A 24,477-nucleotide genomic window follows, 5' to 3' on the forward strand; every position below is an offset into this window, starting at 1 on the left:
GTGGCGATAGCGGTTCCTTAACCGCGCGATGGCTATCCCGCGAAATGACCGAGATGGATCACGCCTTCAGTGCCGTCGCCGGAAACGACGAAGCGCGCCGCCTTGCAATGCTCGATGGCCTGGACATTCTCGACACGCCCCCCGAGGCGGAATTCGAAACGATCATCGCCTGTGCGCAGCGATTGCTCGGCACCAAGATCGCCTTGCTGTCGCTGGTCGGCGAGGATCGCCAATGGTTCAAGGCGAAGCGCGGGCTCGATGCGAGCGAGACGCCGCGCACGCACTCGTTCTGCGCGCATGCGATCCGCGACGACGGGTTGCTGGTCGTGCCAGATGCGACGCGCGATCCGCGCTTTGCCGACAATCCGCTGGTGCTTGGAGCGCCGCACATCCGCTTCTATGCCGGCGTGCCGATCCGCGCGACCGATCCCGCGATGCCCGAGCGCAGCTATCCGATGGGCACGGTGTGCGTCATCGATGATCAGCCACGCACGCTCAGCCCCGACGAAGCGACTGTGCTGTGCGAGCTCGGGCATCTGGCCGAATCGCTGCTTTCCGCGCGTGCGCTCGCCGCGCGCGCGAGCATCCTCGCGCAGGAGCGCGGCGCGGCGATGCAGCGGCTCGACATCACGCATCGCCAGTTCCGACAGGCTGAGCGGATGGCCAATATCGGATCGTGGCGGCTGACGCTCGACGACAATCGCACCGAATGGTCCGATCAAATCTATGCGATCCACGGCATGGCGCTGGGGGTGAAGCCCGGTCTCGAAGAGGCGCTCGCTTTCTATCCGCCAGCGGCGCGGAGCCAGGTGGTCGATGCGCTGGGGCGCACGATCGAGACCGGCGTTCCCTTTTCGGTCGAGACCGATTTCGTGACCGCGCAGGGCGCCATTCGCCGGATCTGCTCGATGGGCGAGCTCGAATTGCGCGACGGCAAGGCAGTCGCGGTGATCGGCGTGATGCAGGACATCACGATTCGCTATCGGATGGAGCAGTAATTGCGCCACAGCGCGCGGCGCGACGATCTCACCGGCCTCGCCAATCGCGCCTATTTCAACGAGATGCTCGACGAGGCGCTGGCGACGGCGCGGCGGCAGGACACGCGGCTCGCGCTCGCGCTGATCGACCTCGACCATTTCAAGACGATCAATGACACGCAGGGGCATCTCGCGGGCGATGCGGTGTTACGGCAAGTCGCGACGTGCCTCGGTGTCGATTACCTCTCGGGCACGTTCGCGGCACGGCTCGGCGGTGACGAGTTCGTCCTGCTGATCACGCGCGACACCGCATTGCAGGATCTCACCGGGCTGCTCGACCGGCTGGCGCGCGATCTGCGCCGGCTCGGCGGCACGGGCGAGGACGGGATGACGGTGTCGGCGACAATCGGCGCGGCATGGCTCGACCGCGAGGTGCGCGACCGCAGCGACTTGCTCCACCACGCCGATATCGCGCTGTACGAAGCCAAGCGCGCACGCCGCGGGACGGTGAGCGTCTATCGGAGCTCCGCGGGATAGCCGCGCACGTGCGGCAAAGGGATGGTGGCAGGACGGGGCAATCGCCTAAGGGAGGATTACACCGCGCCGCCAGGAGAGTTTCGATGAACGCCAGTTGCTGTGCCGCACGGCTCGCGCCACAGGGCTGAGCCGTGGCAAAGAAGCGCTACCTCACCGCGACGTTGCCCGACGGCTATGTCAAGACGATCGGGCCGACGAGCACGGCGTTCACGCATTATTGGCGGATCGTCGCGCTGCTCGCCAACGGCAAGAGCGAGGTGTTCTGGGGCCATACCAAGTCGCTTGCCGAGGCCAGGCGCAAGAAGTCGGCGCTCGCGGAGGCGGCGGCGCAGCGCGGCTGGAAAAGCCATGTCTTCGAGATCGCCGAACTGGTCGAAACCCAGCCCTGACGCGCGACCCGCGTTATGCCTCGGGCGGGGTGCGCCAGCGGCGCGCCAGCGCGCGCGGTACGGTCGCGATCATCAGCAGCGCCGACAGCACCAGCGCGGTGCCGATCACCTTAGGAAAGGTCGCGTGCGAGCGTGCGATCAGGATCAGCCCGAGGATCGCGCCCGCTGCACCCGCCAGCCGCGTGCCGGTGATCAGGAAATAGCGATTGCGCGCGGTGGTGTCGGTGTCGGTCATGCGATCGGTTCCTGCATCAGGCGCGGCAACGCGGGCACGACGTCGGCAACGGCATGTGCGCCGGCAGCCGTCAGCTCGCCGACCGGATGATAGCCCCAGGCCACGCCGAGCGCGCGCACACCGGCGGCGCGCGCCATCAGCATGTCGAAGCTCGTATCGCCGATCATTACCGTCGTCGCCGGGACCGCGCCGGCATCGGCCATCGCGGTCGCGATCATCGAGGGGTGCGGCTTCGAGGGATGGCGATCGGCGGTCTGCAGCGTGACGAAGCGCGCGGCGATGCCGTGGTGGGCGAGGATATGCGCGAGGCCCCGGTCGGACTTGCCCGTCGCGACGCCGAGCACCCAGCCGTCGGCGGCGAGGCTGTCGAGCACGTCGACGATCCCCTCATACAGCGGCTCCTCGGCCATCGCGCCCGAGGTCCGCAGCCGGAAGAAGGCGTCCTTGTAATCCTGCGCGAGGCTGCGGTGCAGTGCGTCGTCGCCCGTCGGCAGCAGCATCCGCATCGCCTCGACCAGGCTCAGCCCGACGATCCGGCGAATCGCCGCGCGCGGTGGCGCCTCGATTCGCGCGATCGAAAACGCTTCTTCGACCGAGCGACAGATATTGTCCTGGCTGTCGACCAGCGTGCCGTCGCAATCGAACAGCGCGAGGCGGTTGGGGGTAGAGGTCTGCATCGTGCTCATGCGTTGCGCATCCAATAAGCGATCCCGCGCCGTCCGGCCGCCTCGACGCCGTCCGCCGCCGAGAGGCGCGCCGCGTCGGGCTTGTTCTGCCCGAGCTTGCGCGTGCCGCGCCAGCCTTGCACCTCGAGCGTGAAGCCGACGATCCCGCGCGTCATCTGGTCGAACACGGAAGGGGTCATCTTCGCGCGCGTCCAGGCGGGCTTGGGGGCAAGCCGTGCTTCCTGTTCGGCCGAGAGCTGGTCGAGCTGGCTGACCAGCCCCGCCTGATCGAGCCGGCGCATCCGACCCTCGAGCCCGACCGCGACGTAGTTCCACGTCGGTACTTGCTCGTTGCCGAGATCGTACCAGTCGGGGCTGATATAGCCGTCGGGCCCTTGCGCGACGAACAGAGCGGTCGCGCCATCGAGATGCTTGGTGATGCCGTTGCCGCGCGAGACGTGCAGCGCGAGCGTGGTCTCATCGCGCCACACCACCGGCAGATGCACCACGCGTGGCCCGTCGGGCGTGGCGGCGAACAGCGTGCCGAATCCGAGCTCGCGCACCAGATCGCGCATCTCCGCGCGGTCTTCCCAGCGAAAGGTCGAATCGGGATGCATCAGCCGCGCGCGACGCTCAGGTCGCTGCGCCGCGCCGGCGGCGTTCGCCCTTGCGGTCCTTGCGCATCGTCTTGTTGTGCTGGCGCGCCTGCTGCTTCTTGACCGCGCGGCTCGGGGGTGGCGGCTCCTCGAGCGGCATCGTGTTGCCGAGCATCTCGTCGAAACCGAGTTGCTTGAGGCTCTCGGCGAAATGCGTCGGCAGCTCGGCCTGGACGTCGATCTGCCCGCCATCGGGGTGATCGATCCGGATGCGGCGCGAATGCAGATGCATTTTGCGCGAAATGTTGCCGGTAAGGAACGCGGCCTGACCGCCATACTTCCCGTCGCCGACGATCGGATGGCCGATCGCCGCCAGATGGACGCGCAGCTGGTGCGTGCGGCCGGTATAGGGGATCAGCTCGACCCAGGCGGTCGTGGTGCCCGCCATCTCGATCACGCGGTAGCGCGTGCGGGCAGGGCTGCCCTCCTTCTCGTCGACATGCATCTTCTCGCCGCCCGAGCCGGGCTGCTTGCCGATCGGCAGTTCGATCGTGCCGTCCTCGATCGAGGGAACGCCGACGACCAGCGCCCAATAGGTCTTCCGCGCGGTGCGCGACGAGAAGGACTTCGACAGGAAGCCCGCCGCGCGCGCGGTGCGCGCGATGACGAGCGCGCCCGACGTGTCCTTGTCGAGCCGGTGGACGAGCTTGGGACGGCCCTCGAGATCGTCCTGCAGCGCGTCGAGCAGGCCGTCGACATGCTCGATCGTCTTGGTCCCGCCCTGCGTGGCGAGGCCGGGCGGCTTGTTGAGCACGATCACCTGCGCGTCGCGGTGGATCACCATTTCGCGCGCGAAGGTCATCTCGTCGTCGCTAAGCGGTGGGCGCTCGCGCTTGACGGGGGCATCGACGCGGACCGGCTCTGCCGGCGGCACGCGGATCGACTGGCCGGCGACGATGTGATCGCCGGGCTTGGCGCGCGCGCCGTCGACGCGCAGCTGGCCGGTGCGCGCCCATTTGGCGACGGTCGTGAAGCTGGTGTCGGGCAGATGCCGCTTGAACCAGCGATCGAGCCGGATGCCATCATCGTCGGCGCCGACGTTGAACTGGCGGACGTCCGACGTCGCCTTGCTCGGCTTGGGCGTGTCGATGCTCATGCCGCCACCCGCGTGAGCGAGAGGCCGAGGAACAGCGCGACGATCGCGCCGACGACCGAGAGCAGCGTATAGCCGAGCGCGGTCGCGAGATCGCCGCGTTCGATCAGCGACACGACGTCGAGCGAGAAGGACGAGAAGGTGGTGAAGCCGCCGAGCACGCCGACGCCGAGCAACAAGCGCCAGTTCTCGCCCGCGCTGTGGCGGGCGAGGATGCCGACGAGCAGCCCCATCGCGAATCCGCCGACCAGATTCACGGTCAGCGTGCCAAAGGGATAATCGGGGCCGAAGCGCGCGAGCGTGGCGCGGCCGACGAGGAAACGCGCAGCGGAACCGAGCGCGCCGCCCGCCATGACGAGGATGAGATGATACATGCTGCGTGCGTTAGCGCGAATTGCGCACAATGAGAACCTCGCGCGCAACGGTGGCGGTTTTGCCTGGCCTTCGGCGTCAGCAGCGCGGGCCGCTAGCGTCCGTTATTGGCCACCATATCGACATCGGTCCCGCCATCGCGGCGGCTGGTGAGGAAGAGCACATACGCCCCGCCATCGCGCTGCCGCGTCCCACCAAGCGTGTGCTCGGCGCCGTCGGACTGATGATCGGCACTGAAACCGGCATTGGTGACGCGGGTATAGTACCAGTCGATCACCGTCTTGAGCGAGGCGTTCGTCGCAAAGCTGACCGCGCGCAGATGGCACGCTGCGGTATCGGCGCCAGCCGCCTCGACGACGCGTGCGCCGGGATAGAGCGGCACGTCGCCGGGCACACGGTCGGCCCAGGCCGCCGAATAGCGCATCGACCCGGCGCATGCGCTGGTGCGCTTATCGGTTTGATTCGCGGCCAATGCGCCGAGCGTGAGCGAATTGCGCGCCGCCTGGCAGTTCGGGCAGTCCTTCGACGCCGGCGCGGGGGCTTGCTTGGCGCGCTGGCTGACCGCGCTGCCTTGGGTGCCAGCCGCGCCACCGGCGGTCTGGGCGATCGTGACGGGCGGCACGCCGCCCGAATAGGGTTGCGCCGGGGGCCGGACGGTGTTCGCGTTCGATTGCTGCGCGAGCGACGGGTCGACCATGATCTGATCGTGCAGCGCCGACGTCATCGCCGGGTCGCTGCTATTGGGCGCGCCGGTGCCGGCATCGACCAATTCGTTGTCGAGCGTGTCGAGATCGCGCTCGCCATCGCGCTTGCCGCACGCCATCAACGCCAGCGGCAGCACCAGAACGCTCAAAAAGACCCGCTTACGACTCATCGACGTGACGCTCCACACCCACTGCACCCTTTGGACCGGCGGCAGTTAATAATTGATTGGGCATAGCATACCCGTTTGCGGCGCGCTTGCGCACGCGGCTTATCTTGGTTCATGGTCCGGATATGGGACTCATCGTCAATCTGATTTCGATCTTGGCCGGACTCGTCGCCTTGCCGGTGGCGCTGGTCGGCCTGGTGCCGTTCTTCGGCCTCGCCAATTATCTGGCGATCCCGATCGCCATTGTCGGCGCGGCGCTCGGGATGCTGTCGGGCTATCGCTCGGGCCGCAATTTCAACCTGTTCGTGCTGATCGTCGCGGTGATCCGTCTCGTCCTTGGCGGCGGCGTGATCTGACAGCAAAAGGCCCGACGTTTTCGCGCCGGGCCCTGTGTTTAAGTAGGTGTCGCGCTTAGCGGCACTGCACCTGGCCGCGATCGACCGACTGGCCGAGCAGCGCGCCTGCGCCGCCACCGATCAACGTACCCAGCGTGCGCGATCCACCGCTCGCGAGCGAGTTGCCGAGCAGGCCGCCGGCGAGACCGCCGATGATCAGGCCGGTCGTGCCGTCGCTGCGGCGGCAGTAATAGCGGTTGTCGCCACCGCGATAGATGCGGTCGTTGCGACCGAGCCGGCGCGGCTGATAATAGCTGCCGTCGCGATAGTAACGGTCGGCCAGATAGGTCCGCTGGCCTGGCTCATAGCGATTATAGTCATAGCTGCGATACTGCTGCCAATTGCGCTGGCGCGCATCCTGGCGGCGGTCCTGACGCCAATCCTGGCGTGCGTCCTGGCGATAGTCGCGGCGGTCATCGCGGCGGTCGGCCCGGTCGTCACGGCGATCGTCGCGGCGGTCGGCGCGGTCATCGCGGCGCTGGTCCTGGCGGTCGCCGCGATAGTCTTGCGCGGTCGCGGGGATCGCCGAAAGCGAGGTCGCGGCCATTACGGCGGCGAGAAGAAACTTGCGCATGTCGAATGCTCCTTGAGACAATCCGTGCTGGATTGCAGGTAGAACCGTCGGCATGCCCGGAGGTTGCGTGAACGGGAAACTACGGCCCGTTCACGCCCCCGCAAGAGATCAGGCGTTGAGACTGTGCGTCAGCGTGACTTCGGCGTTGAGCACTTTCGAAACCGGGCAATTCTGCTTTGCATCGAGCGCGATCGTCTCGAACTGCTCGGGCGAAATACCCGCGACGCTCGCCTTGAGATCGAGCGCCGATTTGGTGATGGTAAAGCCGTCGCCGTCCTTGTCGATCGTGACCTTCGCGGTCGTCTCGAGCTTGCCGTCGGTGAACCCGGCACCGGCGAGCGCGAAGCTCAGCGCCATCGTGAAGCAGCTCGCATGCGCGGCGGCGATCAGTTCCTCGGGGTTGGTGCCCGCGCCCTCTTCGAAGCGGCTGTTGAAGCCGTACTGCGTGTCGGACAGCACGCCCGATTGCGTCGAGACATGGCCTTTGCCGTCCTTGCCAAGGCCATCATAGCTGGCCGATCCGCTGCGAGTCGTCATGGGGTGTTCTCCAAAAGATAAGGCGCGGACCGTTGCCGATCCGCGCCTATGGTATACGCCGTACGATACAGGTTAGTTGCAGCGGCGGTCCGCAGTGCTGGCGCGATCGAGCGCGCGGCCACCGAAGGCGCCGGCAACGCCGCCGAGCACCGTGCCGAGCGTCTTGTCGCCGCGCCCCGCGATCGAATTGCCGAGCAGCGCGCCGCCGACGCCGCCGACCAGCAGGCCGGTCGTGCCGTCCGAGTGGCGGCAATAGCGACGACCGTCGCGGCCCTCATAGACGCGCGGCTGATAGTGATGGCGGTGGTCCCGCGCTTCGGCGTGCGTCGCGGGGGCGACCATCGTTGCGGGGATAGTGACGGCTGCCGCGCTGAGTGCGAGGATCAAGGTGCGCATTGGTAAAACTCCCGTGGAAGGCATTTTGCTCTGGATGAAGTCCAAAGCGGTAACGATGGGCGTTTTAGTCAGGTTGCATGAACCTGAAACAACCTCGCGTTCAGAAAGTCGAAGCGCGGCGATAAAGCCAAGAATGACGAGGCGGATCTGTTCACGCTTTCCGCACTATTCACAGCGCGGCGATAGCATTTGCGGCCTTGGTGCAACTCGCAAGTCGTGAGGGCATCTCGACTGTCGGCGAGCGACGGCGCGACCGGAAACAGGAGCGGCATCAGGCGCTTATGTCGCGACGTCAGCCTAGGTGCCTGCGGGAAACCAGGCCGGTGTCGCGACGAAGGCATCGGGCGGAAGGGCAGGCGCGTCCCCAAGGGTTTACGGCCGCGAGAAAAGATCTCGCAAGCGTGGCGTGCGATTCAGCTTGAGCGCCGTGCTGGCCACCGGGATGTCGGGCGCCACGGTTCGCACGAGCCGACCCGCGCCTGGCGACCGAACGCAAGACCTGGCGTCGCTTGGCGGCGCAGGGGGCGCGAGCCGCCGAAACCGGATGGCGCGGGTAGGGTTGCCAGCAACCCACCGAGCGGATCGAGGTCCGGCGACAGGGGTCGGCAGCACAGCCGGCCCCTTTTTGTCGAAGATCCGCGACGCAGAGACGCCGGCTCAGCGGGGCTCGGCCGCCAGAATCTCTCTCGCGCGCGCGCAGTCGGCATCCATCTGCGTCGTCAGCGCCTCGAGCGTGTCGAACTTCGCCTCGGGGCGCAGATACTCGATCAGCTCGACTTCGATCTGCTGGCCATACAGGTCTTCGGAAAAATCGAAGAAATACGGCTCGAGCAATTCCTTCGGCGGATCGAAGCTCGGCCGGATCCCGAGGTTCGCCGCACCGTCGAGCACACGCCCATCGGCGAGCCGCCCGCGCACTGCATAAATACCGTACGCCGGCCGGAGATATTTCCCCATGTCGAGATTGGCGGTGGGATAGCCGATCGTCCGACCGAGCTTGTCACCATGCTGTACCGTTCCCGCGACCGTGAAGGGGCGCGTCAGCAGCTTGGCCGCGCCGCGCGGATCCCCCGCCTTGAGCAAGTCGCGGATCCGGCTCGACGAGACGGCGACATCGTCGAGCGTCACTGCGCCGACCGTCTCGACCGCAAAGCCGTGCTCGATGCCAAGCGTGGCGAGCACCGCGACATTGCCGCTCTTGGCCTTGCCGAAGGTGAAATCGGCGCCGGTCACCACGCCGCCGACCCCGAGCTTGTCGATCAGCCGATCGGTGACGAATTCGCGCGCGGTCAACGCGGCGAGCGCTGCGTCGAACTGGAAGACGACCATCGCATCGGCACCCGCCGCGGCGAACAACCGCTCGCGCTGGTCGAGTGTGGTCAGGCGGAAGGGGGCGTTGTCGGGCTGGAAATGCCGTACGGGATGCGGATCGAACGTCGCGACCAGCGCGGGCCGCCCCTCGGCACGCGCGCGCGCGACGGCAAGCCCGACCACAGCCTGATGCCCCAGGTGAAATCCATCGAAATTCCCGAGCGCGACGATGCCAGCGCGCATCGCCGCCGGAACCGTCGAGCCGCCGTCGAGCCGCTTCATGGCGTCGGCTATACGGTCGGCTTCGCGCGCGCGCTAGAGGGCGGGCGCGATCCCGGCGCGGAGCACGCGCAGCACATTGCCGCCCATCACCTTGGCCACATCGGCGTCGCTGAAACCGCGGTCGATCAGCGCTTGCGTGACGGCGGCAAGCTGGCTCGCATCGAACCCCGTCGTCACCGCGCCGTCGAAGTCGGAACCGAGCCCGACATGGTCGATCCCGGCCACGTCGCGGACATGCGCGATCGCGGCAGCGGCCGCCGCGGGTTTGGTCGAGCAGATCGCGGCATCCCAATAGCCGATGCCGATCACCCCGCCGGTGCGCGCGATCCCGCGAATCTCGTCGTCGGTCAGGTTGCGGTTGACCTTGCAGGTCGCCTGCACCCCGCCATGGCTCGCGACGATCGGGCGGCGCGCCATGCCGATCACCTCGGCGATCGTCGCGTGGCTCGAATGTGCGACATCGACGATCATGCCGATCGCTTCCATCCGCCGCACCACCTGCCGTCCGAGCGGGGTAAGCCCGCGCTTCGCCTCGCCGTGCATCGAACCCGAGACTTCGGTGTCGAAGAAATGCGCAAGCCCCGCCATGCGGAACCCGGCGGCGTAGAGCGTCTCGAGATTGGCGAGCTTGCCCTCGAGATCCTGCAATCCTTCGATCGACAGTATGCCGCCGACGACCTTCTGCCCGCGCGCACGGTCGGCGAGGAGGCGATCGAGCTCGGCGGGAGTGCGGATCACGCGCAGCTGGCCGTTCGAGGCGGCGGCATAGCGATCGAGCTTCTGCGCATGCCACAGCGAGCGCTCGAGCAGCGAGCTCCAGGTGCGCGGCGGCTGGAGATCGGCGATCGCGAGTGCGGTGATATTGTCGCTGTCGGCGCGGTTCGAATCGTAATTCTGGCCCTTCGGCGTCTTGGTCACCGACGAGAAGATCTGCAGCGCATAATTGCCCGCGAGCAAACGCGGCAGGTCGATCTGTCCACGGTCGGCGCGGGCGAGCAGGCTGCGCTGCCACAGCAGCGTATCGGCGTGCATGTCGGCGATCTGCAGCGTGGCATGCAGCGCGCTAGCACGCGGGCTGATGGTAAGCGCGACGGGTTCGACTTTGTTCATCGACCGCTCGACGATCGCGGGGGCGAGCGCGAAGAAGGCGATCAGGCCGAGCACGATGAGCACCGCTACCCCAGCCAGCACCTTGCGCATCTCGCTCTCCCCGTCGTGCCGGCTTTCTCGGGCAGGGTCTGCCGCGTCCGGTCAGCGCGGGGTATGCGGGATCGTCGGCGCGGCGACAAGCCGCTGGCGGTCACCCCCTGCTGAGCGTCACGAAGGTATAGGCTGGACGCGCGCCGTCGGCCGGATGCTGCTCGCGAGCCCGCTCGTGCCAGCCGTCGAACGGGGGAACGACGGCATCGCCGGCCGGCCTCACATGCACCTCGGTCAGCTCGATGACCTCGGCGCGGGGCAGCAGCAGCGCGAAGATCTCGGCACCGCCAATCACTGCAATATCGCCATCGCCCGCCAGCGCGAGCGCGGCGTCGACCGAATGCGCCACCTCTGCGCCAGCCGCAGCCCAAAGCGGGTCGCGCGTCAGCACGATATGGCGGCGGCCGGGCAGGGGCGACGGGAAGCTCTCGAAGGTCTTGCGCCCCATCACCATCGGCTTGCCCATCGTCAGCGCCTTGAAGCGCTTAAGGTCGGCAGGAAGGTGCCACGGCAGTTTGCCGTCGACACCGATGACGCCATTGTCGGCGCGCGCGAGGTACAGCGTGATCATGCCGCCGTCATGCCCGCACGCGCTGCGATTGGCGAGAGGGCTCAGTCTGGTGCGTGATCCTTGACCCACGTCTTGGGGTCTTTGTCGACCGCCTTGACGCCGGTGAGATGCTCGGCCTCGAAGGTCGCGAATTTGACGCCGAGATCGTGGCGCTCCTGCAGCGTCGCATTGAGGCGGAAGTCGGTCAGGCCCTGGCGTTCTTCCTCCGCCATATGATCGCTGTTAGCCTTGTTGCATTCGCCCAGCGCTTCGAACCACGCCGTGCTGCCGACCTTTTCCTTGTCGACCGCAGCGGCGGTGTCGCGGATGTCGTTATGATCCTCGATCGCGTCCTCGGTCTCCTCGGCGGCCGAATCGGCATCGTTGCCGCCTTCGCCGATCTGCATGAGGCGCGGGTAGAAAAAGCGCTCCTCGGCCTCGGCATGCGAATCGAGCAATGCGTGGAGGCGGTTCCACAGCGCCGACAGCGCGGTCGTGTCCTTGGGATCGATCTGTTCGATCTGCGCGAACAGCGCGCGCTGCTGGCCGTGTTCGTCGAGGATGAGTTGCGTGATGTCCATGATCGGCCCCTGCGTGAATTTCAGGAGCTAAGCGCGCATCGCGCCGCGCGGTTCCGTGTCAGACCGCGACGGGTGCCTTGATGTGCGGTTGCGCAACATAATCCTGCAGCGCGAAATCCTCATAGGCATAGCCGTCGATCGCGTCCGCCTTGCGCAGGATCTCGAGCCGCGGCGGTGATCCCGGCGTGCGCGACAGCTGTTCGCGTGCCTGGTCGAGATGGTTCGAATACAGGTGGCAATCGCCGCCGGTCCAGATGAACTCGCCCGGCTCGAGCCCGCATTGCTGCGCGAGCAGCATCGTCAGCAGCGCATAGCTCGCGATGTTGAAGGGCACGCCGAGAAAGATGTCGGCGCTGCGCTGGTAGAGCTGGAGCGAGAGCTTGCCGGTCGCGACATGCGTCTGGAACAAGCAATGGCACGGCGCGAGCGCCATCGCGTGGAGATCGCCCGGGTTCCACGCGCTGACGATCTGGCGGCGCGAGGCGGGTTTGGTCTTGATCTGCTCGATCAGCTCGGCGATCTGGTCGATGGGGCGGCCGTCCGCCGTTTCCCAGTCGCGCCATTGCTTGCCGTACACCGGGCCGAGATCGCCCTTCTCGTCGGCCCATTCGTCCCAGATGCTGACTTTCCGCTCGCGCAGCCACTCGACATTGGTGTCGCCGCGCAGGAACCACAGCAATTCGATCACGATCGAGCGCAGATGCAGCTTCTTGGTGGTCAGCAGCGGGAAGCCAGCGGCCAGATCAAAACGCATCTGGTGGCCGAAGACGGAGAGCGTCCCCGTGCCGGTGCGATCCATCTGGGGGGTGCCGTGGTCGAGCACGCGGCGCATCAGGTCGAGATAGGCTTGCATGGCCGGGGGTCTAGCGCGCCCGTGCCGCGACGCCAACCGTTGCCGTTTCGGAGACGCTTTGTGTGGCGCCGTGCTGAGCCGCTGCGCAGAGCGGGGCATGGGGACGGGGCTTTTCGAGGAGCGCGCGAATCGCGGCGCTTGCGCGGCGCTCGATCTGCCCGACGCCGTCCTCGCGCGCTTCCTGCCGATCGCGACCGCCGCGCAGGAGGTCGCGGCGTTCGGCTATTTCGATCCGGAATGGCGGCTTCTCGCGATGCGACACCTTCCGCCGCGCCAGGTCGATGCGGTGACGATCCCGTTTCGCACGATCGTCGCCGATGCGCTCGCGTCCGACTGCGCGCTGGTGGTGATGGCGCACAACCATCCGAGCGGCGATCCGACGCCGAGCGCCGCCGATTACAGGCTCACGCGCCGGATCGCGCAGGCGTTGCAGTTCATCGACGTGGCGCTGTTCGATCATCTCGTGATCGCAGCGCACGGCTATCGCAGTTTTCGCGCGCGCGGGCTGCTATGAGCGCGCGTGGAGCCGGCACGCCTTGATCGCGCTCGGCTCTGGGCTCGGGCCCGTCGCGCGGAAGGCGGCGAGATAGCCGCCCGCCGACGGCATGTCATAGGTCGCGACTTCGCTATAGCCGACCGCGGCGAACTCGCATTTGAGCAAGGCGGGCGGGGTGCCGTGATTCTGCGTCGGGCGATCGGCGTCGACGACGATCGCGAGGCCACCGGGCTTGAGCGACGGGCGCATCCGCCACAGGAATTCGTAGGGCTGCTCGATCTCGTGATACATATGGACCATCAGGATCCGATCGAAGCTGGCGGCCGGCAGCCGCGGATCGTTCGGCGCTCCGAGCCGGACGCTCACGCTTTCGAGATGTTCGCGCGCCACCCGCAGCGCGAGCGCATCGCGGACGTCAGCGACGATGTCCTCGGCGAGCACACGGCCTTCCTTGCCGACGCGGTTGGCGAGCCGGATCGTGTAATAGCCCTCGCCCGCGCCGATATCGGCGACGGTCATGCCGGGCTTGATCCCGGCCTTGGCCATCACTTCGCCCGCTTCATTGAGCCGATCGCGATCCTCTTCGGTCGACCAGCGCGCCGAGACGATCGCCGCGACCGGGCGATCGGCGGCTGGGAAGGGGCCGACCTTCGGGCTGCGATCAGGGACGGTCGCCGAACCGCCGTCGCACGCGGCGAGGGCAAGAAGCGCCGCGCCTACCAGGGCGGCCTTCCCCCGTCTCGCCGGGGACGAAGAGACGAGGGAAGCGCGCATTATTCGACGTCCTCGACCTCGACCGTCTCCCCGGTCACGCGCTGCGAGAGGGCGGCGGCCATAAACGCTTCGAGATCGCCGTCGAGCACGTCGGACGGGCTCGACGAGGTCACGCCGGTGCGCAGATCCTTCACCATCTGATATGGCTGGAGCACGTAGGAGCGGATCTGGTGGCCCCAGCCGATGTCGGTCTTGCCGGCATTCTCGGCATTGGCCGCGGCTTCGCGGATCGCCAGCTCGCGTTCGTAGAGTCGCGCGCGGAGCTGGTTATACGCCTCGGCCTTGTTCTTGTGCTGGCTGCGCTGGTTCTGGCACTGCACGACGATGCCGGTCGGGATGTGCGTGATGCGCACCGCCGAATCGGTCGTGTTGATGTGCTGCCCGCCCGCGCCCGATGCGCGATAGGTGTCGATGCGCAGGTCGCTCTCGTTATATTCGACCTCGATATTGTCGTCGACGACCGGATAGACCCACACGCTCGCGAACGAGGTGTGGCGGCGCGCGGCGCTGTCGTACGGGCTGATGCGGACGAGGCGGTGGACGCCGCTTTCGGTCTTGGCATAGCCATAGGCGTTCTCGCCCTTGAGCAGCAGCGTCGCCGACTTGATCCCGGCCTGTTCGCCCGAATGCTGGTCGATCAGCTCGACCTTAAGGCCGTGACGCTCGCCCCAGCGCGAATACATCCGGCTGAGCATGCCCGCCCAATCCTGACTCTCGGTCCCGCCGGCGCCGGCATTGACCTCGATATAGGTGTCGTTGCCGTCGGCCTCGCCCGCGAGCAGCGCCTTGACCTTGTCCTTGTCGGCGCGCGCGGCGAGATCGGCGAGCGCGGAGACGCCCTCGGCCTCCATCTCGGTATCGCCTTCGGCCTCGGCCATCTCGATCAGCTCGGCGGTGTCGTTGAGCTCGCTCTCGATCGCGCGCGTCGCGGTGATCGCTTCTTCGAGCCGGCGACGCTCGCGCATCACGGCCTGCGCGGCCTTCGGATCGTTCCACAGCGCCTGGTCCTCGACGCGCGCGTTGAGCTCGTCGAGTCGGCGCAGCGCGCGGTCCCAGTCGAGGAAGCGGCGGAGCAGCGCGAGCGCGTCCTTGATCGAATCGATATGAGCCTGCGCTTCAGCGCGCATGGGGTTACTCCAGACTTGAATTCGTCGCCCCGGCGAAGGCCGGGGCCGCTATATAGGATGCGAGACGCCAATTGTCCCGCGACAACCGGGCGGCCCCGGCCCCCTGTGAGATTGGCGCCGGGGCAACGACCGTCGCTAGTAGATGCCACCCTGCTTTTGCAAGAAGTCGCTGTCCTTGCGGGCCTCGCTCTGCGCCTGCGTCGCCGCGCGTGCGCGTGCCGCAGAGGCCGCAGCGGCAGCGGTGGCTGCGGCAGCGGGATCGGGCACGATCGTACCGCGATGGACCACGCGACGCGGCTCGCTCTCGGGCTTGAACGCTTCCCAGATCACCGATGCCTTGGGGTCGTCGCTCGGCCAGGCGCCGAACACCGGCTTGCCGCTCTGCCGGTCGATGCGGACCATGCGGATCCCGGCGGGCGCGCGGAACGGGAGCTTGTCCATCCCCTCATAGGCTTTCACCGCGAACGCCTTGAAGATCGGCGCGGCGAGCGTGCCGCCCTGCGCGCCGCCGCCGAGCGAATGCGGCGTGTCATAGCCGATATACAGCCCGCCGATCATCTGCGGCGTGCCGCCGATGAACCACACGTCGGTCGGCCCGGTGTTGGTCCCGGTCTTGCCGAAGATCGGCCGGTCGAGATCGCGCAATACGGTCGCGGTGCCGCGCTGGATCACACCCTCGGCGATGTGGATCATCTGGTACGCGCTCATCGCATCGACGATCTGCTTGCCGCCCGCGACCGGTCGCGGCATCGGCCGGCCGTTCCAGTCGGGCGCGTTGCAGCGGTCGCACGCATGCCAATTTTCGGGCCAGACCACCTTGCCGTGGCGATCCTGGACGAAATCGATCAGCGACGAGGGGTGCGAACGCCCTTGGTTGGCGAGGATCGCATAGGCGTTGACCATCCGCGACACCGTCGTCTCCCCAGCACCCAGCGCGAAGGAGAGGTAGGGCGGGTATTTGCCGACGCCGATGCGGTCCATCAGCGACACGACATGCGGCATGCCGGTGGTGGCGGCGGCGCGCACCGTCATCAAATTGCGTGACTGCTCGACGCCCCAGCGCATCGTATGCGCGCCCGATCCGCCGACGCCGCCGAAATTCTTGAAGCATTTTTGGCCCAACCGCGCGCCCTGATAGACGCAGAACGGACCATCGACGATGATCGAGGCCGGCGTCATCCCACCCTCGAGTGCTGCGGCATAGACGATCGGTTTGATCGTCGACCCCGGCTGACGCATCGCCTGAGTCGCGCGGTTGAACGCCTGGACGCGGAAGTCGAACCCGCCCTGCATCGCGAGCACGCGGCCGGTCTGCGGCTGCTCGACGACGAACGCGCCGGAGATCTTGGGCACCGAGCGCAAGGCGAATTCGCTCCCGCTGGGCGCGACCGCGATGATGTCGCCGGTTACCATCTTGGCAAATGCGGTTCCGCCGCCGCCCCGCACCGGCATTTGCGCGGCGAAGCGCGGCAGCGTTCCGGTGCTGCCGTCGGAGAAGCCGAGCTGCGCCGCGCTGGCATCACGCGCGATCACGATCGCGGCGCGCCAGTCATCATAGTCGAGCCCGATATTGGTGTTGAGCAACGCGCCCTGCCACCTGTCGTCGGTGATTTCGGCATGCCCGATCGGCCCGGACCAGCCGCGCCCCTGGTCGAAGCGCAGCAGCCCCTGGCGCAACGCGGTCTGCGCGTACTCCTGCATCTTCTCGTCGAGCGAGGTCCGCACCCACAGCCCGCCCGAATAGACGCTGTACGGCCCGGCGCGCTCGTCCTCGCCGAACTTGTCGATCAACTGGCGGCGCACTTCCTCGACGAAATAGCCCGATCCCGCGGTCTCGGTCTTGGGTGTCTGGCGCGGCACGGTGCCGAGCGGCTCGGCGCGCGCCTGGTCGTGCTGCGCCTGGGTGATGAAGCCGTTCTTGAGCATCTCGCGCAGCACATACGCGCGGCGGCCGAGCGCGCGGTCGGCGTGGCGAACGGGATCGTAGTTCGACGGGCCCTTGGGCAGGATCGCGAGATACGCCATCTGCGCGAGATCGAGCTGCGTCAGATCCTTGCCGAAATAGGCATAGCTTGCCGCCTCGACGCCGAATGCGTTCCGGCCGAGCGCGATCTGGTTGAGGTAGAGCTCGAGGATCTGCGGCTTGGTCAGCGTATCCTCGATCCGGTAGGCGAGGATCGCCTCCTTGATCTTGCGCGCATAGCTCGTCTCGTTGCCGATCAGCAGGTTCTTGGCGACTTGCTGCGTGATCGTCGAGGCGCCGGCGGGGCGCTTGCCGCTGGTCAGATTGTTGACCGCCGCACTCGCAATGCCGAGATAGTCGACGCCGTGATGCTCGAAGAAGTTCTTGTCCTCGGCGGCGAGGAAGGCGCGCACCAGCAGCGTCGGATATTCGTCGTAGCTCAGCTCGACGCGGCGCTCGCGCGCATACGCGTGGATTGGCATGCCATCGACGTCGCGCACATTGGTCGGCAACGGCGGCTCATAAGTGCGCAACTTGTCGACCGAGGGGAGCCCTGCGGCAAACGCGAAATAGAACACCGTCGCGGCGAGCACACCGAGCACGCCGAGCGCGGCGAGCGTCTTGACCCACCAGCGCCCCCAGACACGCTGGACCACGCCGGCGAACCCATCGATCTCGCGACGGATACGGAAATTCACGCTGTTTTCGGGTTCGGCCATATCGGGGTGAGGCTCTAGCAAGATTCGCGAGGCTTGCCAGCCTTGTCCCTCTCCACTTGGGGAAGGAGGAGCGAAGCGACGGGACATTGCGGGCGATGGTGACGGGCGCTGCCCTCACCCTCCCACTCGACTGCGTCGAGCAGGCCCCTCCCGCTCCCGTTGGGAGAGGAGGTTAGTCTCTGGACGCCATCCGCCGCGCGAAGTGGACCTGGACCGCGCGTTCGATGCTTTGCGCGATCTTGTGGCGGCCCTCGGCGCTGTCGATGAAGTCGGCGTCGTGCGGGTTCGAGATATAGCCCGTCTCGAACAGGATCGAGGGCATGTCGGGCGCCTTCAGCACCATCAGCGAGGCCATGCGGTGGAAGTTGGCCTTGACCGGGATCAGCGGCTGCGCCTCGCGGCCGAGCAGCCGCGCGAAGCTCGCCGAGGCGTTCATCGTCTCGCGCTGCGTCAGGTCGATCAGGATCGACGAGATGTCGGCCGACGTCGAGGCGAGGTTCACGCCCGAGATGATGTCGGCCTTGTTCTCGCGCGCCGCGAGCTTGGCCGATTCCTTGTCGGAGGCGACTTCGGACAGCGTGTAAACCGACGCTCCGCTCGCATTGCCCGAACCGACGCTGTCGCAATGGATCGAGATGAACAGGTCGCCGCGCAGCCGTCGCGCGATGCCGAAGCGTTCCTGCAGCACGAGGAAGCGATCGTCGTCGCGCGTCAGCGCCACCCGCACGCGGCCCGAGCGGAGCAATTCATCGCGGATCGCCTTGGCGATCTTGAGCGTCACGTCCTTCTCGCGCCGCCCGTCGAGCGGCGAGATTGCGCCCGGATCGACGCCGCCATGCCCGGCATCGATCACCACCAGCGGGCGGCTGTCGTCGTCGCCATAGATCCGCGGCAGGCCTGCGCTGCGCCGCGCGGGCGGGATCGGCACGGTGACCTGGTAGCCGCTCGTATCGACCGCCTGCGCCAGCCCCATCGTGAAGGGCGGCAGGAAGTGCATCCGGCGCTCGCTTGCGGCGCGGGCAAAGGTCGTGTCGTCGACGGTACGCAATTCGAGCGTCAGCACGCGCCCGTCGCGGCCGAACTGGCCTTCGGTGATCAGCGTCGGCCGCGCGAGATCGAACACGATGCGCACGCCGTCGGGACCGCGTGGCGCGAGCCGCATCGCCGAGATCGCGCCGCCACTCGTCAGCGCGCCGCCCGGCCGCGCGCCCTTGAGGTCGAGCGCGATGCGCTGCGGCTGCGCAAGGATGAAGCTCGACGCATCGGCGATCGGCTGGTCGAAGCGCAGCACGATCCGGTCGTGCTTCACTTCGACGCGTTCGATCGACGCCGCCCAGCCGGGAGCACCGGCAAACCAGCAGGCCAGCAATGCGAGGAGGAACGACACCGTCTTGTAATGCAGCCGGATCGCAGGGGCGGTAAAGCGAAAAGGCGTTGGCTGCCCGGTGCAGGCACGACAATCGGCGGGAGCGGGGGATGCGGTCATGCAGCTTGGGTAGAGGGCGAGGTCGCAAGACCGCCTTGCCGGGTGCGGTTAATGCTGGGGTAGGCATAGATTTGCCGGTGCCCGGCAAAAAGCTGCCAGTTGCTGCGCACGACAGGGGATGCTACGCAATAGACAGTACCCCGTCCTCTGCCTGGTTCAGGCAGCGTTCAGGGCCACTTGGCCGCCCCACAATCCTTTGGCGCGGCCCATCCAGGTTGACGTTCGCATGCTGCATTTATCCCGTCCCTCGCTCCGCCCGGCTTTCGCCGGCGGAATCGCGAGCGCGCGGGGTGCTCCAGGCCGGAAGGCGGAGCGTGCAGCGCGAGCAGAGGCAGTTTTCGTAACAACCCAGGGCGGCGAACCAGGCGACCTTTTTGCCGGGACCAGCCCTTTCATTGATCGCGCGCGACCAGCGCCACGGCGCTCAGCGCCCTTGGACCCTGTGTCGCGCGACCGGAGAATATTACATGACCACGCGTATGCTGATCGACGCACGGCACCGGGAGGAAACCCGCGTTGCTGTCGTCAAGGGAAACCGAATCGAAGAGTTTGATTTCGAGAGTGCCGAGCGCAAGCAGCTCAAAGGGAATATCTATCTTGCCAAGGTGACGCGCGTCGAGCCGTCGCTGCAGGCAGCCTTCATCGATTACGGCGGCAACCGCCACGGGTTCCTCGCCTTCAGCGAGATCCACCCCGATTATTACCAGATCCCCAAGGAAGATCGCGACGCGCTCCTGCGCGAAGAGGCCGAGCATGCCGCTGAAGAAGCTGCACTGCGCGCCCAGCAGGACGCCGAGGACGATCTCCACGACGACGAGCATGAAGACGACGGCTTCGAGCGCGATTCGGACGTAGACGAAACGTCGGTCGAGCGTTTCGACGACGCCGATGAGCTTGGGGGCGGGCACGAGCCCGACACCGAAGTCGTCGCCGAGGGCGAAGCGCGCGGTGGCGAAGGCCGTGGCCGTCGCCGCAAGCGTTCGGCATCGGACGATGCCGCCGACGATCTGCAGCAGCGCCGCACGTCGCTGCGCCATCGCTACAAGATCCAGGACGTCATCCGGCGCCGCCAAGTGCTGCTCGTCCAGGTCGTGAAGGAAGAGCGCGGCAACAAGGGCGCCGCGCTGACGACCTATCTGTCGCTCGCCGGCCGCTATTGCGTGCTGATGCCCAACACGTCGCATGGCGGCGGGATCAGCCGCAAGATTTCGAACGCGGGCGATCGCAAGCGTCTGAAGTCGATCATGGCCGACATGAAGCTGCCCCCGTCGATGGGCTGCATCGTGCGCACCGCCGGCCTCCAGCGCACGCGCCAGGAGATCAAGCGCGACTTCGATTATCTCGCCCGGCTGTGGGACGGGATCCGCGAGACCACGCTCACCTCGTCGGCGCCTGCGTTGGTCTATGGCGACAGCGACCTGATGAAGCGCGCGATCCGCGACATCTACAACAAGGAGATCGACGAGGTCATCGTCGAGGGCACCGAGGGCTATCAGCACGCCCGGGAGTTCATGAAGCTCCTGATGCCGAGCCATGCGCGCAAGGTGAAGCATTACAGCGACCCCGTGCCGCTGTTCCAGCGCGCCGGCGTCGAGGAGCAGCTTTCGGCGATGTACCACCCGGTGGTGCAGCTCAAGTCGGGCGGCTATCTCGTCATCAACCCGACCGAAGCGCTGGTGTCGATCGACATCAACTCGGGCCGTTCGACGCGCGAGCATTCGATCGAGCAGACCGCGACCGCGACCAACCTCGAGGCTGCCGCCGAAATCGCCCGCCAGCTGCGCTTGCGCGACATGGCTGGGCTCGTCGTCATCGACTTTATCGACATGGACAACGGGTCCAACGTCCGGAAGGTCGAGAAGGCGATGAAGGAAGCGCTCAAGAACGATCGTGCGCGCATCCAGATCGGTCGCATCTCGTCGTTCGGGCTGATGGAAATGAGCCGCCAGCGCTTGCGCACCGGCGTGCTCGAAGCCTCGACCCGGCCGTGCCCGCATTGCGAAGGGACGGGCTTCGTTCGCACCGCGTCGTCGTCGGGCATCGCTGCATTGCGCATGCTCGAGGATGAGGCCGCGCAGGGTCGCGGGTCGCAGCTGTTGCTGCGCGCCAGCCAGGAAGCGGCGTTCTACCTGCTCAACCGCAAGCGCGGCGAGCTGGCCGAGATCGAGGAGCGCTACGGTGTGATGATCGAGATTGCGCCCGACGGCGAGCAGGAAGGCGCGCGCGTCTCGGTCGAGGTCTCGGGTCCGCCGCCGGCCTACACGCCGCGGTTCGACGCGCCGATCGAGGAAGTCGAAGACGATTTCGTCGAGGAAGAGATCGAAGACGAGATCGAGGAAGAGGAAGAGGAGCAGCCCAAGGCCGCCCGCGAGCCACGCGAGCCGCGGGCTCCGCGCGAGCGTAGCGAAGCGGCGGCTGGCGAGGACGAGGCTGGTTCGCGCCGTCGCCGTCGCCGTCGCGGGCGTCGCGGTCGCGCGCGTCCCGAGGGTGAGGGTGCCGCCGAGGGCGAGGCGCTTGGCGAGGGCGAACTGTCCGACGCCGAGGATTCGGTCGAGGCCGAAGCCGAGCTCGAGACGGCCGAGCAGGACGAGGGTGCCGAGGCGGCATTCGCAGCCGACGGTGAAGCCGCGGGCGAAGGTGCTGCTGGCGAAGGCGCCAATGGTGAAGGTGGGCGTCGTCGTCGCGGACGTCGCGGTCGTCGCGGCGGACGTCGCGCAGAGGGCGAGCAGGTCGCGAGCGACACCGGCGCGCCCGACGCCGAGGACGCGGTAGCGAGCGATGCCGTCGAAGCCGAGGCACCCGTTGCCGAAGCGCCGATGGTCGAAGCCGAAGCCGAGGCCGAAGCCCCGAAAAAGGGTCGCCGCCGTCCCAAGGCACGCGATGCCGAGGTCAAGGCCAAGCCCGCCAAGGCCAAGCCTGCGGCTGCCCCCGTGGTCGAGGCTCCGGCCGAGGTCGCGGCTGAAGCGCCGGTTGACGCCGACGCCAAGCCGAAGCGTACGCGTCGCAAGAAGGCGGTCGAGCCGGTAGCTGCCGAAGCGGCGCCTGCGGATGAGACCAGCGCGACGATGGACGTGCCGGTTTCGCAGGAGCCGGCGCCTAAGCCCAAGCGCACGCGCAAGCCCAAGGCAGCGGCGGTCGACACCGTGACGCCCGAAGCGGTAGCGCCCGAAGCCGAAGAACCGGCGGTCGTGCTGGCCGATGGCCTCGACGGCGCCGCACCGGCTGATGACGCCGCGGTCGGTCCCGACGGCGGGATCGATCCCGATCCGGGTGAAGCCGGCAGCCCGCGTCGCGGCTGGTGGCAGCGCACGTTCGGCGCATGATGACCGGGTCGCAGTCCCTTCCAGGTGAAGGGACTGCGACCGCGTCATTCTAGGTTTTCTGATCCATCGTCACCCCGGGACAAGCCCGGGGTGACGTTTGAGCGGCGGGGCCGATACCCGCTCGACCGGAGCGGACGCCCGGGAGGCTATCCGCCCCCGGCTCAAACCACTCGGTTCGCCACCAGATCGTCGACCACCGCCGGATCGGCGAGCGTGCTCGTATCCCCCAGGCTCGACACGTCGCCCTCGGCGATCTTGCGCAGGATGCGGCGCATGATCTTGCCCGAGCGCGTCTTGGGCAGGCCGGCTGCGAAATGCACCTTGTCGGGCGCGGCGATCGGGCCGATTTCCTTGCGCACCCAGCCGACCAGCTCCTTGCGCAGATCGTCCGATGGATCCTGCCCCGAATTGAGCGTCACGTACGCGTAGATGCCCTGGCCCTTGATCTCGTGCGGCATCCCGACGACCGCCGCCTCGGCGACATGCGGATGCAGCACGAGCGCGCTCTCGACTTCGGCCGTCCCCATGCGGTGGCCCGACACGTTGATCACGTCGTCGACGCGCCCGGTGATCCAGTAATAGCCGTCTTCGTCGCGCCGCGCGCCGTCGCCGGTGGTGTATTTGCCAGGATAGGTGGTGAAATAGGTCTGGAAGAAGCGATCGCTATCGCCCCACACGCCGCGCATCTGGCCGGGCCAGCTCCGCGCGATAACGAGATTGCCCGAGGTCGCGCCGTTCAGCACGACACCCTCGGGATCGAGCAGTTGCGGGTCGATTCCCGGCAGCGGCTTGGTCGCCGAACCGGGTTTCAGCGCGGTGGCGCCGGGCAGCGGGGCAATCATCGCGCCGCCGGTCTCGGTCTGCCACCAGGTGTCGATGATCGGGCAGCGCCCTTCGCCGACGACGTCGTGATACCAGCGCCACGCCTCGGGGTTGATTGGTTCGCCGACGGTGCCGAGCAATTTGAGCGAACTGCGATCGGTCGCGGTGACGAAGCGGTCGCCTTCCTTCATCAGCGCGCGGAGCGCAGTCGGCGCGGTGTAAAGCGTGGTGACCTTGTGGCGGTCGACGATCTGCCACATCCGGCTCGCGTCGGGCCAGGTCGGCAGCCCCTCGAACATCAGCGTCGTCGCGCCATTGGCGAGCGGGCCGTAGAGGATATAGGTGTGGCCCGTCACCCAGCCGATATCGGCGGCGCACCACCACACATCGCCGGGACGATAGTCGAAGGCGAGCTCGTGCGTCAGGCTTGCCCACAGCAGATAGCCGCCGCTGGTGTGGAGCACGCCCTTGGGCTGCCCCGTGCTGCCCGAAGTATAGAGGATGAACAGCGGATCCTCGGCACCCATCGGCTCGGGCGGGCAGATGGTGGCGACACCCTCGGCCGCCTCGTGATACCAGACGTCGCGCTCGTCGTGCATCGTCACCGCGCCGCCGGTCGCCTTGACGACGATGACGGTGCTGAGGCTCGGCGCGTTCGCTGCGGCGGCATCGACATTGGCTTTCAGCGGCACGCGCTTGCCGCCGCGGCGGCCCTCGTCGGCGGTGATGACGATGGTCGACCCGCAATCCTCGATCCGCCCCGCAAGCGCCTCGGGCGAGAAGCCGCCGAACACCACCGAATGGATCGCGCCGATCCGCGCGCAAGCGAGCACTGCGAACGCCGCCTCGGGGATCATCGGCATGTAGATCGTGACGCGGTTGCCCTTCACCACGCCCCGCGCTTTCAGCACGTTGGCAAAGCGGCACACTTCGGCGTGCAGCTCGGCATAGGTGAAGCGGCGCGGGTCTTCGCTTGGTTCGTCGGGTTCCCAGATCAACGCGGTCTCGCCGCCGCGCTTGGCGAGATGCCTGTCGAGGCAATTGGCCGACACGTTGAGCTTGCCGTCGGCGAACCAGCGGATGTGGAAGTCGCTCTTGTCGAACGACCAGTCGCCCGCGATCTCGGGGCGCTTGATCCAGTCGAGCCGCTTGGCCTGGTCGAGCCAGAAGCTGCCGGGATCGGCGAGCGAGCGCCCGTACATCTGATCGTAGCCCGCGCCATCGACGCGCGCATGCGCGGCCCATTCGGGGGGGACGGGGTAGAGATCCTGATCGGCCATTGCGCGCTCTCCT

General features: G+C 67.3%; 25 protein-coding genes. 6 read left to right on the top strand and 19 right to left on the bottom strand.

The genetic code is table 11. The annotated features are described in order from the left end of the window. The first annotated feature begins 44 nt into the window (after positions 1–44). The 3 genes from ACP7C5_RS08635 (at position 45) to ACP7C5_RS08645 (ending at position 1,903) form a co-directional block, all read left to right on the top strand. Positions 45–998, top strand: a complete 954-nt coding sequence (locus ACP7C5_RS08635) for a GAF domain-containing protein (RefSeq protein WP_426263934.1) — start codon at positions 45–47, stop codon at positions 996–998. Beyond that, the gene (locus ACP7C5_RS08640; RefSeq protein ID WP_426263935.1) at positions 999–1,514 is read left to right on the top strand and encodes a GGDEF domain-containing protein; all 516 of its coding nucleotides are present in this window, start codon (positions 999–1,001) and stop codon (positions 1,512–1,514) included. Positions 1,515–1,645: 131 nt separating this feature from the next. Continuing rightward, the gene (locus ACP7C5_RS08645) at positions 1,646–1,903 is read left to right on the top strand and encodes a hypothetical protein (protein ID WP_189675943.1); all 258 of its coding nucleotides are present in this window, start codon (positions 1,646–1,648) and stop codon (positions 1,901–1,903) included. A 13-nt stretch (positions 1,904–1,916) separates the two neighbouring features. On the opposite strand, the gene ACP7C5_RS08650 is transcribed toward ACP7C5_RS08645, so the two are convergent. The 6 genes from ACP7C5_RS08650 to ACP7C5_RS08675 all read right to left on the bottom strand — a co-directional run bounded on the left by ACP7C5_RS08650 (position 1,917) and on the right by ACP7C5_RS08675 (position 5,798). After that, on the bottom strand, positions 1,917–2,138 hold the full coding sequence (locus ACP7C5_RS08650; RefSeq protein ID WP_426263936.1) for a hypothetical protein: 222 nt from the start codon (positions 2,136–2,138) through the stop codon (positions 1,917–1,919). Beyond that, positions 2,135–2,824 carry an HAD-IA family hydrolase gene (locus ACP7C5_RS08655; RefSeq protein ID WP_240698989.1) on the bottom strand — a complete coding sequence of 230 codons (690 nt, stop codon included), beginning with the start codon at positions 2,822–2,824 and terminating at the stop codon, positions 2,135–2,137. Before ACP7C5_RS08655 ends, ACP7C5_RS08650 begins: the two co-directional genes overlap by 4 nt. Further along, the gene (locus ACP7C5_RS08660; protein ID WP_426263937.1) at positions 2,821–3,420 is read right to left on the bottom strand and encodes an FMN-binding negative transcriptional regulator; all 600 of its coding nucleotides are present in this window, start codon (positions 3,418–3,420) and stop codon (positions 2,821–2,823) included. Before ACP7C5_RS08660 ends, ACP7C5_RS08655 begins: the two co-directional genes overlap by 4 nt. Before the next feature lie 16 nt (positions 3,421–3,436). After that, positions 3,437–4,555 (bottom strand): RluA family pseudouridine synthase, encoded by a 1,119-nt coding sequence (locus ACP7C5_RS08665; protein ID WP_189675939.1) that lies wholly within the window; start codon positions 4,553–4,555, stop codon positions 3,437–3,439. Then, complete coding sequence (gene crcB, locus ACP7C5_RS08670; RefSeq protein ID WP_133186161.1) at positions 4,552–4,926, bottom strand: fluoride efflux transporter CrcB; 375 nt, start codon at positions 4,924–4,926, stop codon at positions 4,552–4,554. Before crcB ends, ACP7C5_RS08665 begins: the two co-directional genes overlap by 4 nt. Before the next feature lie 92 nt (positions 4,927–5,018). Next, entirely contained in the window at positions 5,019–5,798 is a 780-nt protein-coding gene (locus ACP7C5_RS08675; protein WP_189675938.1) for a hypothetical protein, read from the bottom strand. Positions 5,799–5,920: 122 nt separating this feature from the next. Between ACP7C5_RS08675 and ACP7C5_RS08680 the strand changes: the two genes are divergently transcribed. Further along, a complete protein-coding gene (locus ACP7C5_RS08680) occupies positions 5,921–6,151 on the top strand; it encodes a hypothetical protein (protein ID WP_133186165.1) in 231 nt (76 codons plus the stop codon). 55 nt (positions 6,152–6,206) lie between these two features. Here the strand turns inward: ACP7C5_RS08680 and ACP7C5_RS08685 are convergent, their stop codons facing one another. The 8 genes from ACP7C5_RS08685 to ACP7C5_RS08720 all read right to left on the bottom strand — a co-directional run bounded on the left by ACP7C5_RS08685 (position 6,207) and on the right by ACP7C5_RS08720 (position 12,474). After that, a complete protein-coding gene (locus ACP7C5_RS08685) occupies positions 6,207–6,764 on the bottom strand; it encodes a glycine zipper 2TM domain-containing protein (RefSeq protein WP_426263938.1) in 558 nt (185 codons plus the stop codon). Positions 6,765–6,872: 108 nt separating this feature from the next. Continuing rightward, the gene (locus ACP7C5_RS08690) at positions 6,873–7,301 is read right to left on the bottom strand and encodes an OsmC family protein (RefSeq protein ID WP_354289094.1); all 429 of its coding nucleotides are present in this window, start codon (positions 7,299–7,301) and stop codon (positions 6,873–6,875) included. 72 nt (positions 7,302–7,373) lie between these two features. Continuing rightward, entirely contained in the window at positions 7,374–7,697 is a 324-nt protein-coding gene (locus ACP7C5_RS08695; protein WP_133186171.1) for a glycine zipper 2TM domain-containing protein, read from the bottom strand. Between the two features lie 657 nt (positions 7,698–8,354). After that, positions 8,355–9,290 carry a bifunctional riboflavin kinase/FAD synthetase gene (locus tag ACP7C5_RS08700; protein ID WP_426263939.1) on the bottom strand — a complete coding sequence of 312 codons (936 nt, stop codon included), beginning with the start codon at positions 9,288–9,290 and terminating at the stop codon, positions 8,355–8,357. A 33-nt stretch (positions 9,291–9,323) separates the two neighbouring features. Continuing rightward, complete coding sequence (locus tag ACP7C5_RS08705) at positions 9,324–10,490, bottom strand: dipeptidase (protein ID WP_426263940.1); 1,167 nt, start codon at positions 10,488–10,490, stop codon at positions 9,324–9,326. A 100-nt stretch (positions 10,491–10,590) separates the two neighbouring features. Then, on the bottom strand, positions 10,591–11,061 hold the full coding sequence (locus ACP7C5_RS08710; protein WP_426263941.1) for a dihydrofolate reductase: 471 nt from the start codon (positions 11,059–11,061) through the stop codon (positions 10,591–10,593). A gap of 41 nt (positions 11,062–11,102) precedes the next feature. Continuing rightward, positions 11,103–11,621 (bottom strand): hemerythrin domain-containing protein, encoded by a 519-nt coding sequence (locus ACP7C5_RS08715; RefSeq protein ID WP_189675932.1) that lies wholly within the window; start codon positions 11,619–11,621, stop codon positions 11,103–11,105. A 58-nt stretch (positions 11,622–11,679) separates the two neighbouring features. Then, positions 11,680–12,474: a thymidylate synthase gene (locus ACP7C5_RS08720; RefSeq protein ID WP_426263942.1), complete on the bottom strand. Its 795-nt coding sequence runs from the start codon at positions 12,472–12,474 to the stop codon at positions 11,680–11,682. Between the two features lie 97 nt (positions 12,475–12,571). Here ACP7C5_RS08720 and ACP7C5_RS08725 point away from each other — a divergent pair, with 97 nt between their 5' ends. Continuing rightward, complete coding sequence (locus tag ACP7C5_RS08725) at positions 12,572–12,988, top strand: JAB domain-containing protein (RefSeq protein WP_133186183.1); 417 nt, start codon at positions 12,572–12,574, stop codon at positions 12,986–12,988. Here the strand turns inward: ACP7C5_RS08725 and ACP7C5_RS08730 are convergent. The 4 genes from ACP7C5_RS08730 to ACP7C5_RS08745 all read right to left on the bottom strand — a co-directional run bounded on the left by ACP7C5_RS08730 (position 12,983) and on the right by ACP7C5_RS08745 (position 18,940). Continuing rightward, the gene (locus tag ACP7C5_RS08730; RefSeq protein ID WP_426263943.1) at positions 12,983–13,744 is read right to left on the bottom strand and encodes a class I SAM-dependent methyltransferase; all 762 of its coding nucleotides are present in this window, start codon (positions 13,742–13,744) and stop codon (positions 12,983–12,985) included. The genes ACP7C5_RS08725 and ACP7C5_RS08730 overlap by 6 nt on opposite strands. Further along, entirely contained in the window at positions 13,744–14,871 is a 1,128-nt protein-coding gene (gene prfB, locus ACP7C5_RS08735; RefSeq protein ID WP_140850239.1) for a peptide chain release factor 2, read from the bottom strand. The genes ACP7C5_RS08730 and prfB overlap by 1 nt, the downstream gene beginning before the upstream one ends. Before the next feature lie 135 nt (positions 14,872–15,006). Next, positions 15,007–17,553, bottom strand: coding sequence for a penicillin-binding protein 1A (locus tag ACP7C5_RS08740; protein ID WP_426263944.1), 2,547 nt, complete (start codon positions 17,551–17,553; stop codon positions 15,007–15,009). Between the two features lie 172 nt (positions 17,554–17,725). Next, the gene (locus ACP7C5_RS08745) at positions 17,726–18,940 is read right to left on the bottom strand and encodes an N-acetylmuramoyl-L-alanine amidase (protein ID WP_426264267.1); all 1,215 of its coding nucleotides are present in this window, start codon (positions 18,938–18,940) and stop codon (positions 17,726–17,728) included. Positions 18,941–19,506: 566 nt separating this feature from the next. On the opposite strand from ACP7C5_RS08745, the gene ACP7C5_RS08750 reads away from it, so the two are divergent. After that, a complete protein-coding gene (locus ACP7C5_RS08750) occupies positions 19,507–22,362 on the top strand; it encodes an Rne/Rng family ribonuclease (protein WP_426263945.1) in 2,856 nt (951 codons plus the stop codon). Positions 22,363–22,523: 161 nt separating this feature from the next. On the opposite strand, the gene acs is transcribed toward ACP7C5_RS08750, so the two are convergent. Further along, positions 22,524–24,464, bottom strand: coding sequence for an acetate--CoA ligase (gene acs / locus ACP7C5_RS08755; protein WP_426263946.1), 1,941 nt, complete (start codon positions 24,462–24,464; stop codon positions 22,524–22,526). Positions 24,465–24,477: the final 13 nt, after the last annotated feature.

The sequence above is a fragment of the Sphingomonas sp. PWP1-2 genome (assembly GCF_049898305.1).
GTDB lineage: Bacteria > Pseudomonadota > Alphaproteobacteria > Sphingomonadales > Sphingomonadaceae > Sphingomonas > Sphingomonas glacialis.

Excerpts from the sequence above, each read along its gene's own strand:
- ACP7C5_RS08635 (WP_426263934.1), top strand. The coding sequence starts at position 45 with ATGACCGAGATGGATCACGCCTTCAGTGCCGTCGCCGGAAACGACGAA.
- ACP7C5_RS08650 (WP_426263936.1), bottom strand. The coding sequence starts at position 2,138 with ATGACCGACACCGACACCACCGCGCGCAATCGCTATTTCCTGATCACC.
- ACP7C5_RS08655 (WP_240698989.1), bottom strand. The coding sequence starts at position 2,824 with ATGAGCACGATGCAGACCTCTACCCCCAACCGCCTCGCGCTGTTCGAT.
- ACP7C5_RS08660 (WP_426263937.1), bottom strand. The coding sequence starts at position 3,420 with ATGCATCCCGATTCGACCTTTCGCTGGGAAGACCGCGCGGAGATGCGC.
- ACP7C5_RS08665 (WP_189675939.1), bottom strand. The coding sequence starts at position 4,555 with ATGAGCATCGACACGCCCAAGCCGAGCAAGGCGACGTCGGACGTCCGC.
- crcB (WP_133186161.1), bottom strand. The coding sequence starts at position 4,926 with ATGTATCATCTCATCCTCGTCATGGCGGGCGGCGCGCTCGGTTCCGCT.
- ACP7C5_RS08675 (WP_189675938.1), bottom strand. The coding sequence starts at position 5,798 with ATGAGTCGTAAGCGGGTCTTTTTGAGCGTTCTGGTGCTGCCGCTGGCG.
- ACP7C5_RS08680 (WP_133186165.1), top strand. The coding sequence starts at position 5,921 with ATGGGACTCATCGTCAATCTGATTTCGATCTTGGCCGGACTCGTCGCC.
- ACP7C5_RS08685 (WP_426263938.1), bottom strand. The coding sequence starts at position 6,764 with ATGCGCAAGTTTCTTCTCGCCGCCGTAATGGCCGCGACCTCGCTTTCG.
- ACP7C5_RS08690 (WP_354289094.1), bottom strand. The coding sequence starts at position 7,301 with ATGACGACTCGCAGCGGATCGGCCAGCTATGATGGCCTTGGCAAGGAC.
- ACP7C5_RS08695 (WP_133186171.1), bottom strand. The coding sequence starts at position 7,697 with ATGCGCACCTTGATCCTCGCACTCAGCGCGGCAGCCGTCACTATCCCC.
- ACP7C5_RS08700 (WP_426263939.1), bottom strand. The coding sequence starts at position 9,290 with ATGAAGCGGCTCGACGGCGGCTCGACGGTTCCGGCGGCGATGCGCGCT.
- ACP7C5_RS08705 (WP_426263940.1), bottom strand. The coding sequence starts at position 10,490 with ATGCGCAAGGTGCTGGCTGGGGTAGCGGTGCTCATCGTGCTCGGCCTG.
- ACP7C5_RS08710 (WP_426263941.1), bottom strand. The coding sequence starts at position 11,061 with ATGATCACGCTGTACCTCGCGCGCGCCGACAATGGCGTCATCGGTGTC.
- ACP7C5_RS08715 (WP_189675932.1), bottom strand. The coding sequence starts at position 11,621 with ATGGACATCACGCAACTCATCCTCGACGAACACGGCCAGCAGCGCGCG.
- ACP7C5_RS08720 (WP_426263942.1), bottom strand. The coding sequence starts at position 12,474 with ATGCAAGCCTATCTCGACCTGATGCGCCGCGTGCTCGACCACGGCACC.
- ACP7C5_RS08725 (WP_133186183.1), top strand. The coding sequence starts at position 12,572 with ATGGGGACGGGGCTTTTCGAGGAGCGCGCGAATCGCGGCGCTTGCGCG.
- ACP7C5_RS08730 (WP_426263943.1), bottom strand. The coding sequence starts at position 13,744 with ATGCGCGCTTCCCTCGTCTCTTCGTCCCCGGCGAGACGGGGGAAGGCC.
- prfB (WP_140850239.1), bottom strand. The coding sequence starts at position 14,871 with ATGCGCGCTGAAGCGCAGGCTCATATCGATTCGATCAAGGACGCGCTC.
- ACP7C5_RS08740 (WP_426263944.1), bottom strand. The coding sequence starts at position 17,553 with ATGGCCGAACCCGAAAACAGCGTGAATTTCCGTATCCGTCGCGAGATC.
- ACP7C5_RS08750 (WP_426263945.1), top strand. The coding sequence starts at position 19,507 with ATGACCACGCGTATGCTGATCGACGCACGGCACCGGGAGGAAACCCGC.
- acs (WP_426263946.1), bottom strand. The coding sequence starts at position 24,464 with ATGGCCGATCAGGATCTCTACCCCGTCCCCCCCGAATGGGCCGCGCAT.